The sequence below is a fragment of the Streptomyces sp. NPDC006463 genome, from assembly GCF_042870715.1.
Classification (GTDB): Bacteria; Actinomycetota; Actinomycetes; order Streptomycetales; family Streptomycetaceae; genus Streptomyces.
Window position 1 is genome coordinate 329064 of sequence record NZ_JBIAHP010000010.1, and the last position, 11342, is coordinate 340405.

The following is an 11342-nucleotide window of genomic DNA, read 5'->3' on the forward strand; positions in this document are numbered from 1 at the left end:
CTGACCTGCACCTGAGTCCAGCCCTGAGCAGATCCGCCACTGTCACTGGCCCCACTGACACGAAGCCGAGAGATCGCAGGTGGCGAACAGCCTTGCGCCGAGGCCGGGTTGATCGCATGCTCCAGCCCCGGCCCGAGGCCGGGCTCCGTCCAGCCGAGCAGGCCGCCGGCGGATCGTCGGCAGGTAGATCACGAGCTGGTGGTGTTCATCCGCTCGACAGGTCTTGCGGTCCCTGCTCCGACTCAGGAGCCCGGCACGTCGGACGGGTCAGGTGACCTGGAAGTTGCCCATCATGGCCATGTCCTCGTGTTCGAGGTTGTGGCAGTGGAGCATGTACCGGCCGTTGTAGGCGGTGAAGCGCACGAAGGCCTCGACGGGAGGGCAAGCCCGCGGGCCTGACGGACGCCTCGGAAACCACGGCGGGTAGGCGCCGCCACCGCGTCCGCGAGGAGACGCTGGCGGACTCGATGCGCATCGCGCGCCGCCTGCTGGTCAAGGAAGGGCGGGTCGAAGCGCTTCTTGCCACCGCCCAGGAGGACGTCAACCTTGTGGTTGACCGACTGCTCCGCGATCGAGCCGGGGGCCGCCGGCCGCGATCGTGTCGGTCGGGCACTCGGCCATGTCCGCCGGACCCTGGCAGGAACGTCGGTGGCGTGGGAGCGAGCACGGCCGGCGTGGCGTCGGTCCGCTCTGCGGTGGTGACGCTGCCGGTGGCGTATCCCTTCTTCTGAGCCAGCTCCAGAAGGGTGGGAACGGCCTTGTCGGTACCTGGCGTCTTGGAGATCCGGCCGTTGACCGTCTTCGCGCCGGTGGCCCAGCCGGAGCCGCTGGCCGCGGAGTCGGTGACTTAGTCCGAGGCCCGGACATCGGCAACGAGCCAGGTGGAGGACGTCATGAACTGCTGCAACTGCTGATGGTCCACCCCGAGCCGCCCGGCCATCGGCTGCATCGACTTGCGCCGCCCGTCCAGCAACAGACCCCGCAGGTACAACTGGCCCTTCGCCCGCTGGTCCCGCGGACCAGCGGGGCAAACACTCGGTGGCGAACTCCTCCCACCCGACCCGAACCGCAGCATGCTCCCCAGCCCTCGTATAGCCAGCGAGCTACCAGACACCCGACGTGACAAGACCAGCTACTGAGCTTGTAGTAGCGGTGTCGTGGGTGCTGACAGCTGGTGATCGTCGCGGTATGCCGGTTGTATGAGGTATCCGCAGGGTGGGGGTCTGACCGCGGAGAGGCAAGCTTTCCGCGAGCGGATCCGGATGGAAGCGGCCGGCATGTTCGCCAGCGGTCTGAGCAATGACGTGGTCGCCAAGGAGTTACGGGTCAGCGTCCGGTCGGTTCAGCGGTGGCGGAGATCGTGGCAAGACAGTGGTGAGTCGGCTCTGCGTTCACAAGGCCCCGCCTGCCGTCCCAAGCTCAGCAGGACCTTGTTCGCGGTTCTCGAGGAGGAGCTGGCCAAGGGGCCGGTTGCCCACGGATGGCCGGATCAGAGATGGACGCTGGCCCGGATCAAGACCCTGATCGGCCGAAGGTTCCACAAGAGCATGACCTTGTCCGGCATCTCCCAGATGCTGCGGCGGAACGGCTGGAGTCACCAGGTGCCTGCCCGCCGTGCTCTCGAGCGCGACGAGGAAGCGGTGGCCGGCTGGGTGAAGGAGACCTGGCCACGGGTGGAAGCACCGCGGCGGCGCTCGATGCCTGGATCGTCTTTGAAGACGAAGCAGGATTCTCGATGACGCCGCCGACCTCACGGACCTGGGCCAAACGCGGATACACACCCGTCATCCGGGTCCGTGGACGCTCCCAACGCCGCTACTCCATCGCGGCCCTGACCTGCTACAAACCCGGCGAACGCTCTCGCCTGATCTACCGGCCCAAACGGCACACCGACCACAAACAAGGCGGTCGGCGCAGCTTCACCTGGATCGAGTACCGCGACCTTCTCATCGTCGCCCACCAGCAGCTCGGCGGACCCATCGTCCTGATCTGGGACAACTTAAACGTCCACAAGGACCGCCGGATGCGGGCCTTCATCGAGGCCCAGGACTGGATCACCGCCTTCCACCTGCCGCCTTACGCACCCGACCTCAACCCCGTCGAGGGCATCTGGTCCCTCCTCCGCCGCAGCAGCCAGGCGAACACCGCGTTCACCGACCCCGAGCACCTCATCCGCGTACTACGACGCGGCCTCCGCCAGATCCAATACCGCAGCGACGTCATCGACGGATGCCTCACCGAGACCAGACTCAAACTGACGACACCACAGCTGCAAGCTCAGTAACAAAGCACTACTAGTTGTCGTCGGTTGTCCTCCCTAAGGGGGAGGGGACTACGAGTGGACGGGCGGGTCCGGCCCGGAAGCCCCGGCGGAACGCGGATCTTGGGGATGAGTCTCGGCCACGTGTCCGGATTTCAGGTGGTACGCGTGGGGGACGGAAGGTCGGCTCTTGGGAGGGATCCGGTCTGCCCCGCTCGTCCAACACAGTGGAGGCGCAAGCGATTTCACCCGACGAATGAACGGGACCACGCGCATGAAACGTCTCGCACCGCTGCTCGCCACCGCCGGACTCCTCGCCGCGGCCCTTCCCGGGCTGGCGGCGCCACCGGCGTCCGCCGCCTCGACCCCCGCGTACTTGCGACAGACGCCGGCCTGGCACCGCTGCAGCCCAGATCGGCCGGCGGCGTACGAGTGCGCCACCCTCAAGGTGCCGCTCGACTACCAGCGTCCCGAAGGGCGCACGCTGAACCTCGCCATATCCCGGATCAAGAGCGAGAACCCCGCCAAGCGGCGTGGCGTCCTCCTCCTCAACCCCGGCGGCCCCGGGGCCTCCGGTCTCTACCGGCCGATACGGACGAATGCCGAGATGCCCAAGGACGTCCGCGACCGCTACGACCTCGTCGGCTTCGACCCGCGCGGCGTCGGCGAGAGCAGCCCGATCGGCTGTGGTGATCTGAGCGAAGCGGAGGCGGGCATCGGCGGGGCGTACCGGCCCGAGACCTTCGCCTCGGACGTGTCCTGGGCGCGCGGAATCGCCGACAAGTGCCGTGAGAAGTCGGGCGATGTGATTCCGTACATCACCACCCGCAACACGGCGCGCGACATGGACGTCATCCGCGCCGCACTAGGGGAGCGGACGGTCTCGTACCTGGGCTACTCGTACGGGACGTACCTCGGCGCGGTGTACTCCCAGATGTTCCCGGAGCGCACCGACCGGTTCGTCCTGGACAGCGGCGTGGACCCGGGACGCGTCTGGCGCGGCATGATCCAGGCGTGGGGGACCGAAGCCGAGCCCGCCTTCGAGCGGTGGACGCGGTGGGCGGCGGAGCGCTCGGAAACTTATGGGCTCGGCGCCACGCCCGAGGCGGTCTCGGCCACCTTCTGGGCGCTGGTGGCGCGGGCCGACCGGGACCCGATCATCCACTACGGGGAGAAGGTGACGGGTGACGACATCAGGGCCGACCCGTCGCTCTTCTTCGATCCCCACGGCGCCTCGGCCGTCGTCAAGTCCATCAAGGCATCGGCCGACAAGGCGCCCCAGCCGCCGGGTGGCACCGCTCCGGGCGGCATGGCTCCGGGTGGCACCGATCCGGGCGCGAGCGGGAAGGGCGCCGACACGAAGGGCGCCGACAGGAAGAGGCCCGGCGCGCAGTCACCGCTCGGCGGCGTCAGGGCCGCCCGCCCGGGCGTCGACGCGGGAGGAGCGTCGGAGGGTCCGGACGCCACTCCCGCCAGCAACGTCACCACCGTGTACTGGGCCGTGGTGTGCGGGGACACGGACAGCTGGCCCCGCGATCCGGAGCAGTACGCGCGGGACGCGGCGCGGGACAAGGTGGAGCACCCGCTGTACGGGGACTTCGCGTCGAACATCAAACCGTGCGCCTTCTGGCAGCGGCCACTGGAGCCCGCCACGCCCATGAAGACCCGGGCCGATGTCCTGACCGTGCAGAACGAGTGGGACCCGATGACCCCGCTCGGCACCGGCCAGGGGCTGCACCAGGCACTCAAGGGGTCGCGGATGGTGCTGGCGCTGGGGGGTGAGGGGCATGGTGTGTATCTCTCCAACCCCACGGCCTGCGCCAACATACCCGTCAACGCGTACCTGTCGACGGGACGGCTGCCCGCGAAGGACGTGACCTGCCACAACCCGCCGCCCACCCCGGATCCGGAGGGTGCCGGAGCCCGCTGACGACAGGGCCCGGCCGCCCGGCCCCGCAGCAATCGGCTGAACCCGGTCAAGCGGTCAGCCGCGAACCCTGGCCACAAGACGCCCTCCACCCCTGACACATCCGTCCAGGACTCCAGCCACTCCCGCGCCTTGGCCGGGTCCGTCGTCATCGGGCACAAGGTCCAGGGAGCCGTCAGCTCGTGCTGCGAGAACAAGGCCTCCAGACGGGCGAGGCGCTCTCTGTACGGCGACCGCAGCAGCTCTTGGCCGCCTTCCTGCAAGACGTCGAAGGCGATGTGGCAGGCCGGCCACCGGGCGGCCACGGCAGCGGCGCCGCGGCGGCGTGCGGCGGCGCGGCGCTGCAACGCCTCGAAGCTGAGGCGGCCCGCCTGCAGGCCCCAGACCAGCAATTCGCCGTCCAGGACCAGGCCGCGCGGAAGCTGCTGCTCGGCGGCCGCGACCAGGTCGGGGAACCGCTCTTGGGCCAGGGACCGGCGCCGGGTCTGGAGCAGCACACCGCCACCCGGCACGGCCGGGGTGAACAGCAGCGCCCGGTGCACGTCGTACTTCTGCCCGTAGGCCACACCCGAACGCAGCGCGGCCGGGCCCGGCACCGACTCCGGAGCTTGCGCCAGCATCGGCTCAACCGGCGGCCGCAACACCATCCCGGGCACTCCTCCCGCCTCTACGGCCCCCGGAACCAGCCCGCCCCAACAGCAGGGCCCGGCCCGGTGAAGGCCGCCCCGCGCGGCGCAACAGACCGTTGCGGACAGCCGCCAGGGCAGGCCGGGCCGACGGCGTCTATCCGAGGAAGTCGGCACCTCCGGCGACAGGTGCGACCTTCTCTGCACTTCAGTCTCGAATCGCGCAACCGGTACCAGCTAGGTCAAATAGCCATATGGCTACGACGGGGGCCTCCCGGGCCGGAGCCCGCAGCAAAGCAGCTGCAGTGGGCAGGCGGCGAAAGCGGCTCGCTGTGGTGACGGGGAACGGGTGCCGGCCGTTGTTCCCGTCACGGACGAGACCCTGGACCTCCTGGACGTACTCCTCGACGGCGTCAGCGAGCCCCGCCTGAAGCTGATCAGCGCCGACGACCGCGCCGTGATCGTGCGCCTCGGGCTGCTCGACGAAAGCGAGCAGCCCGAGGACGTACGCAGGGCCGCAGGCGTATTGCGGTTCCGCCTCGGATCCCGCCTCGCCTGACCCTGCGCCGTCTCGCGCCCGTCGGCAGTTGGCAGCTGGCAGCTGGCAGCTGGCAGCTCAATGCGCGGCCTACCCGACGTGGCACCTGGAACAAACGCAACGCATGGGGAAAGCAGCCAGACGCAGAGAGTCTGCTGGGCGTGCCTCGGACCCCCCGAAGGGCTGCCCGTGACGGGTGGGCGACCCCCGATGTGCCCTACCTCTGCGGACCCGGTCAGCGCCGTAGTCATCATGGCCGTGGCAGGATACGGGGTATGACAATCCGAAAGGCCAATGCCGCGTAGGCCCCCCAGCCGACTCCGACGGGAGTCGTCTCATCGCGACCGTCCGCCTCTGAACCGGGCGCAGTCAGCCCAGAAGCGCGCCGCCGAACCGATAGACAACACGACGCTTGGAAGGGAACGCCGCGAGGCTGTGGTCCTTGCCGAGCCATACGAGCTCTGGCGGCCGCTGGCAGCCCGGCTGCTTGGTGGCAACGCCGAGAGGGAGCCGTCGCAGAGCAGCTATGTGAACTGCACTTGGTTGATGCGGACGAGCGCCTTCGACCTGTGGGTACGCCTGAGGGCACTGCTGGACGAACGCGGCCTGAGAGCTGCCGACACGGTTCTCGTCTACCTGTGGCCTTCCGGATCCCACACCGAGTCCGGTGTCGTTCTCTCGGACGGGGGCCGCGTCTACGAATTCGACCTGGGCTACAACCGGATGAGGGCTGGAAGCGAGCGCCGAGCCGTCATCGAGCACTGGCAGGACATCACCGACCGATGGCAGGCCAACGCCTTCAGTTCCGAAATCGCGGACGCCTTCATATGGCGTCCCCCTCGCCGCCGCACGAGTCTGGCCGTCATGAAGGTCGACGACGTGTCCTCCACACCATGCGCAACAATCCACGGCCGATTGGTCACACCATCACGAACAGCCGAATCCTCACACCAGTCACGGCCAACCAGAATTTCAACGTGCTCATGATACGAGCTCTATGGGTCCAAGCGAAGTTCTGTGATGGACTGGGTGAACTGATCGCGAATAAGCGGGTCAACATCCTGCACTTTCTCACCTTGCTCCAGGTTTCCGGCCCCAAACGCTGTGGACAAGTATGGAGCGGCTGCCGACGTCGCCTCCATCGCATCAAGGCGCATAACGGTATAGGCGAAGGGAGTCTTTTGACTTCCGGTTCCAAATGCCGTGGGCATATACGGAGGGGCCGGAGTCTTTGTCAGCATTGCATCAAAGTGCACAATTGTATGTGCGAAGGGTTCGTCTCCCAACTCCTTCCTGGCCAAGCTGGTGGGTGCAAAATCTGTTCGCGTGCACACATTCGGTTCCGGTGGGGCTGGCGAGCATGTTCCAGGATCCAGATCTCCGGTAGGCGTAGACATCGAAATGTATGCCGTCAGCCGAACGATGGCCTGCCCGCTATCACGTGCGTCGAATACGAACGAGGAAGTCCGTGTTTCTCCTGGAGCCAAAGACTCTCCGGTGGCCAACAGGTCGTCGAAGCTGAGCAGTGATGCGAATTTTCCAAAATGCCTACGGTTCGGCTCTGAAAGATCCAGCGTTGCGCTTGCATCTTGAGCGGTCATTCCCTCCGCCGACTCTGCTCGGTGCCCTGAGACTACGTAAATGGCGCCGAGAGATTCCGCCGGCGCCGCCCCGTTGTTTTTCAGCGTTACAACACCTCGCACCCTGGTGGTTCCGCGCGAGGAATTAATCTTTTCCAGTCTGGTGGAAATGTCAACTCTAGGGCGTTCGTGTACAGGCTTATAGAAAGTCATGTAGGACCACTGCGCAAATCCCAGAAGTGGAAGCAGGGTGCCCAGCGCCACCCACCCGAAGTTCACGTGGCCATATACTGCAGCACTCACCAGCATCACGACGATGCACACAAATAGGGCGAACGCGAGCGCAAGCCATTCCATGTCGAGAGTCGGGCTGTGCAGGTCGATCCAGATTGGAATGAATAGCATGGGCAGAGCAGCTGCCTGTGACAGCAATACGATTGGGTAATGCCAGGGATTTCTATTCGTGACCCTTGGCGCGGCGCTTACTCCCGGACGTCGTCGCTGCTGGTTGCGTGCGGCCCGAATAGCGGCAGTAATAGCTCTCGGCCTGCGCGCCTGATGAGCGTTGCGCGGCAAGTGTTGGCGGATTCTTCGAATGAAGCCGGCGAGAGGGCCTCCTGGGTACATTTGGAGCAGTGCAACGACATTGAGGGCTACAATTAGGAACCTGAGCAGTGCCGAGATAACCTGCTCCTTCCCGTAAACTCGTACGTCGTAGATTCCGCTCCACGCGAAGAGGGCGACTTCGGTCAGGAGCATGGCTACGAGTAGCCCGGAGAGGAACCAATAGCGCACAGGTGTCGTCTGCTTGCTGATCACGCAGGCCCATTTCAGTTGTTGATGTCAAGGAGCTGGATGCGTACAGTCCGCAGACTGGCGCCGGTCTGACGGGACCTCCCGAGCTGGCCCCGAGGGTGGAGCCGACCGTCACCCACGGCCGTAGCCGTAGCCGACACGAGGCTGCCCCGGCCATGGGGAGCGCGGGGTCCCCTCTGGCAGGTGGATCTGACCGACGTGGGCGGAGGTAACGGGGGGCGAGCGCCCCGCCCCAGCGCGGGCAAGGCGCAACTGCGCGGTGCAGGTTCTGCTTGATCACGGCCCAGTGATAGTGGAGACGTACAGGCGCCCGGCCGCAGGCCGTGGAGCATCTCACCCTGCTGGGTGAGCCCCTTCACCGGAGAAACGATCAATCGCTGGCCCATGCGCAGGCCACAGCGGTGGCACTCCAAGAATGCTGCTCGTATGGGCCTGCTGTAGCGATGCCTCACCCTCGCGGGCGACGCGGACGACGATGCGTTTGCCGCGTGGCCGTAAGCCTTGTCGGCGTGCAGTTCCTGGGCTTGAAGTGGCGGCCGCGATGGGGATCGCTTCTCGTTTGGTGACCGAGCATCATGGGCTTCAGAGGCCGACGAGGAGAGGCAGCCCTGCCGCTTCCGACAGGGCCTGCATCTTGGAACCCGGCTTGGCCCGGTCCAGGGGCTCGGGCCTATGAGTTCGCCTTTTAGCCCTGATGTGAGCAGAGTCGAGGACCGCTGGGGAAAGGTCGAGGAGTCCCGCGTCGTCAAGCCGGTGGAGGATCTCTTCGTGGAGCCGGCCCCATACTCCGGCTCTCGACCAGATCAGGAACCGGCGGTGGGCCGTCGACTTCGATATCCGGAAGCAGGCGGCGGTGACCACCGCTGCCCAGTACGTAGATGATCGCGGCGAACAACGTCCCATCAGGCGCGTCCTGCGGCCGCACCCTCGAGGGCGGGATCAGCGGCTCCGCCATCTCCCACAACCCGCCCGGAATACTCCAACCCCACGTACCCCGCCCCATGAAGATGCGGCCGAGTCGCCCGTGCCCCGGCGGGGAAAGGCCGCAGGGCAAGGCGGGTGAACATTGGTCGATTCGTAGTCCCACAGAGGTGTGGTCGGGGGATAAGGACGAGGAGGATCGGCAGTCGGCAGGGCGGCCTCAGCGAGCAACGAGGATGAGACATGGCAGTCATCGGCACCTGGAATATGGAGAACCTCTACCGGTTCGGTGGCCGTTTCGGGACCAACGACGAGCCCGTGTACGGGGCAAAGCTCCAGGCCGACGACCACAACGACCCGACCGGCCGCATAGAACCCCGCGCCCTCGCGGTACACCTCGAACCCGCCCCCGATCACTCCTGACGTCGTGGCGTGCCATCTGAAATCCAAGCTGCGGTCCTTCCCCGACGGCCGCTTCAGCCCTCGCGACGAGGGCAGACACGCCCGCTGCGCCGTCTACGCCCTGTTCTGGCGCGGCGCGGAGGCCGTCACGGTACGTGCCCTGGCCGACGAGCTCCTAGCCGGTGACGGCAAGGCCCGCGATGTCGCCGTGCGCGGCGACATCAACGACGAGTCGACTGCGGCCACGACCGAAATCCTCCTCGGCCCGCCCGGCCCCCAGATCGACGCCTCCGGCTTCGAGCCCCCCGACCAGGGCGATCAATCCCGGCTGGGGAACCGGCTGGGGAACCTCCCCACGCATCCCCGAAGAGCAGCGCCCCTCCCGCATCCGTGCCGGCCAACCAGAACTCATCGACCACATCCTGGTCAACCATGCCCTGCTGGACCGCGTCGAGCACGCCTTCACCGGGCCCAACACCCCCTGCACTCCGTCAGTGACGACCCCACCGCACGCCGGGACAAACCCGCCTCCGACCACACCCCGGCCGTGCCTCTCCCACCGCTACCCCTGAAACACCCCGCCGTAATTGGCGGACCTGCCAAGAGACGGAGACCTCCTGGCCGTCCCCGTCCAAAACGGCTGCTGGCCCGGCCGCTGCCCGCCCCCGTCCAGCGCGGGACTTGCGCCGGGCAGCCGACCTGAGCGGTCATTGCTCCGCTACCGCAGCGGGCGGGCACAGCCGCACCGAGCAGTCCCATGGACACGACCACACCCCGGCCGTGCCTCTCCCACCGCATCCAGAGGATGACCCATGCCGCTCAAGAAATACGGTGTCCTAGCCGCCCGAGCCATCGACCGGCGCCGCGAGGGATCCAGCGATACCCCGCACTACCAGATCCACCTCACCGACAACGTCGGCACCCACTACCGGGCCGCCGTCAACGTCGAGTCACAGCAAGCCCCCTCGGAGCTGCTGTACCTGGCCGACGACGACTTCCGCCACCCCGTGACCGAGCTGCTCCCGCCAGCAGGCAGCGGATGGACGGCCCTGGCGTCGCAGCCGGGGAAGGCCAGCCTGGACTTCATCCGCGGCAACCTGTTCGACCCCGCCTCGATGCGACTGCTCCCGCCCGATCTCGAGGGCGCCGACAACGACCTGGCCGACCTCCTCGACCACTACGTGCAGCGAGCCATCGCCGACCCCACCGCAGCCCTCTACGTCTTCGGGCAACGGTTCGGTCCCGAGGCGAACACCGCCGACAAGGTGTTCGGGTTCCGGCCCGGCAACGGCGTCCACGACATCCACATGAACCAGGGCAACAGCGGGCACTTCCGCTCCGACGACGGCGTCTGGCAGGACGGCGCCATGCTTGTGCACCTGCCCGCCGAAAACCGCTGGGTCGCGGTCTTCCTGGCCTTCCAGTCCCAGGCATGGCACACCGACGACACCACCGGCCACTCCATCGACACCGCACCACCCCGCCCCGGCCACCGCGAGGAACCCCTGCGAATCATGGCCGCACTGGTCAACCCCCCCGGTCCGGCACCCGAAGCCGAAACCGTCACCGTACTCAACGCCTCCCCCATGCCGGTCAACCTCCAGGGCTGGCACCTTGCCGACCGCGACCAGCAGACCCTCCCGCTCCCCGCCGGCCCGCTCCAGCCCGGCGCCACCCTCACCGTCCCGGGCGGCAACGGATTCCACCTCGGCAACCAAGGCGGCACGATCACCCTCCTCAACCCGGACGGCCTCAAAGTCCACGGCGTCTCCTACACCGCGCGACAGGCCGAACGCGAGGGACAGACCATCACCTTCTGAACACCACCAGCCCATAAGCCCCACCAGCGCCCTCGCGCGCCGACCAAAGCGACATGATCGGCGGGCGAGGGCGGTCTTCGCCCGGCTGTCCCGGAAACACGTCGGCCCCGGAGCGCGCCTTCACCCGCGTCGGCGAACCGGGGCGTCCTGCGTCGCTGGCCTGTCGCCTGTACCGGGCCGGGGACCGCATGATCGCGGCGCTGGACCCGGCCGCGCCGCGTTAGGGCCTGTGTGATGTCGTGATCAGTTCCTGGGTTCTGTCCTCTTCGCGGGGTGGAACCCGGTAGGACTGTGGTCGTGACACGCAGGCAACTCACCAATGTCCAGTGGAAGTTCATCGAGCCGTACCTGCCGATCGGTAGGTACGGCCCGTACCCGGAACGGTTGCGGGAGCAGTTCGAGGGTGTGATCTGGCGGTTCCGGTCCAGTGCCCAGTGGCGGGAGATGCCTGC

Annotated in this window: 11 protein-coding genes and 4 pseudogenes; 8 read left to right on the forward strand and 7 right to left on the reverse strand. The window is 67.2% G+C overall.

All coding sequences use genetic code 11. The annotated features are described in order from the left end of the window. Positions 1–267: 267 nt before the first annotated feature. From ACFYOB_RS20670 to ACFYOB_RS20680, 3 genes and pseudogenes are all read right to left on the reverse strand, one after another. Positions 268–363, reverse strand: coding sequence for a multicopper oxidase domain-containing protein (locus ACFYOB_RS20670; RefSeq protein ID WP_388561404.1), 96 nt, complete (start codon positions 361–363; stop codon positions 268–270). Positions 364–491: 128 nt separating this feature from the next. Then, positions 492–847 (reverse strand): annotated as a pseudogene (locus tag ACFYOB_RS20675) (alkaline phosphatase); the annotation flags it as partial. 12 nt (positions 848–859) lie between these two features. Next, positions 860–1075 (reverse strand): annotated as a pseudogene (locus ACFYOB_RS20680) (transposase); the annotation flags it as partial. A gap of 124 nt (positions 1076–1199) precedes the next feature. On the opposite strand from ACFYOB_RS20680, the gene ACFYOB_RS20685 reads away from it, so the two are divergent. The 3 genes from ACFYOB_RS20685 (at position 1200) to ACFYOB_RS20695 (ending at position 4190) form a co-directional block, all read left to right on the forward strand. Further along, a complete protein-coding gene (locus ACFYOB_RS20685) occupies positions 1200–1739 on the forward strand; it encodes a transposase (RefSeq protein WP_388561406.1) in 540 nt (179 codons plus the stop codon). Beyond that, entirely contained in the window at positions 1736–2284 is a 549-nt protein-coding gene (locus ACFYOB_RS20690) for a transposase (protein ID WP_388561408.1), read from the forward strand. Before ACFYOB_RS20685 ends, ACFYOB_RS20690 begins: the two co-directional genes overlap by 4 nt. Positions 2285–2534: 250 nt before the next feature. Beyond that, positions 2535–4190, forward strand: coding sequence for an alpha/beta hydrolase (locus ACFYOB_RS20695; protein WP_388561410.1), 1656 nt, complete (start codon positions 2535–2537; stop codon positions 4188–4190). An 89-nt stretch (positions 4191–4279) separates the two neighbouring features. Here the strand turns inward: ACFYOB_RS20695 and ACFYOB_RS20700 are convergent. Then, positions 4280–4834 (reverse strand): annotated as a pseudogene (locus tag ACFYOB_RS20700) (ATP-dependent DNA ligase); the annotation flags it as partial. A 328-nt stretch (positions 4835–5162) separates the two neighbouring features. Between ACFYOB_RS20700 and ACFYOB_RS20705 the strand changes: the two are divergent. Together ACFYOB_RS20705 and ACFYOB_RS20710 are read left to right on the forward strand one after the other, a co-directional pair. Continuing rightward, the gene (locus ACFYOB_RS20705) at positions 5163–5372 is read left to right on the forward strand and encodes a hypothetical protein (protein WP_388561412.1); all 210 of its coding nucleotides are present in this window, start codon (positions 5163–5165) and stop codon (positions 5370–5372) included. Positions 5373–5786: 414 nt separating this feature from the next. After that, positions 5787–6338, forward strand: coding sequence for a hypothetical protein (locus ACFYOB_RS20710; protein ID WP_388561414.1), 552 nt, complete (start codon positions 5787–5789; stop codon positions 6336–6338). An 8-nt stretch (positions 6339–6346) separates the two neighbouring features. Here the strand turns inward: ACFYOB_RS20710 and ACFYOB_RS20715 are convergent, their stop codons facing one another. Next, positions 6347–7750 (reverse strand): hypothetical protein, encoded by a 1404-nt coding sequence (locus tag ACFYOB_RS20715; protein WP_388561416.1) that lies wholly within the window; start codon positions 7748–7750, stop codon positions 6347–6349. A gap of 429 nt (positions 7751–8179) precedes the next feature. Beyond that, positions 8180–8750, reverse strand: a pseudogene (locus ACFYOB_RS20720) (transposase); the annotation flags it as partial. A 161-nt stretch (positions 8751–8911) separates the two neighbouring features. Here ACFYOB_RS20720 and ACFYOB_RS20725 point away from each other — a divergent pair. Next, a complete protein-coding gene (locus ACFYOB_RS20725; RefSeq protein ID WP_388561418.1) occupies positions 8912–9091 on the forward strand; it encodes a hypothetical protein in 180 nt (59 codons plus the stop codon). Positions 9092–9245: 154 nt separating this feature from the next. Here the strand turns inward: ACFYOB_RS20725 and ACFYOB_RS20730 are convergent, their stop codons facing one another. Further along, entirely contained in the window at positions 9246–9392 is a 147-nt protein-coding gene (locus ACFYOB_RS20730) for a hypothetical protein (RefSeq protein ID WP_388561420.1), read from the reverse strand. Between the two features lie 490 nt (positions 9393–9882). Between ACFYOB_RS20730 and ACFYOB_RS20735 the strand changes: the two genes are divergently transcribed. Further along, positions 9883–10890, forward strand: coding sequence for a DUF2278 family protein (locus tag ACFYOB_RS20735; RefSeq protein ID WP_388561422.1), 1008 nt, complete (start codon positions 9883–9885; stop codon positions 10888–10890). 297 nt (positions 10891–11187) lie between these two features. Beyond that, the coding region (locus tag ACFYOB_RS20740) for a transposase (protein ID WP_388561446.1) at positions 11188–11342 on the forward strand (155 nt) is incomplete at its 3' end.

What these genes read in the sequence shown, in the direction of transcription:
- ACFYOB_RS20685 (WP_388561406.1), top strand. Translation starts at nt 1,200, where the DNA reads ATGAGGTATCCGCAGGGTGGGGGTCTGACCGCGGAGAGGCAAGCTTTC.
- ACFYOB_RS20690 (WP_388561408.1), top strand. Translation starts at nt 1,736, where the DNA reads ATGACGCCGCCGACCTCACGGACCTGGGCCAAACGCGGATACACACCC.
- ACFYOB_RS20695 (WP_388561410.1), top strand. Translation starts at nt 2,535, where the DNA reads ATGAAACGTCTCGCACCGCTGCTCGCCACCGCCGGACTCCTCGCCGCG.
- ACFYOB_RS20725 (WP_388561418.1), top strand. Translation starts at nt 8,912, where the DNA reads ATGGCAGTCATCGGCACCTGGAATATGGAGAACCTCTACCGGTTCGGT.
- ACFYOB_RS20735 (WP_388561422.1), top strand. Translation starts at nt 9,883, where the DNA reads ATGCCGCTCAAGAAATACGGTGTCCTAGCCGCCCGAGCCATCGACCGG.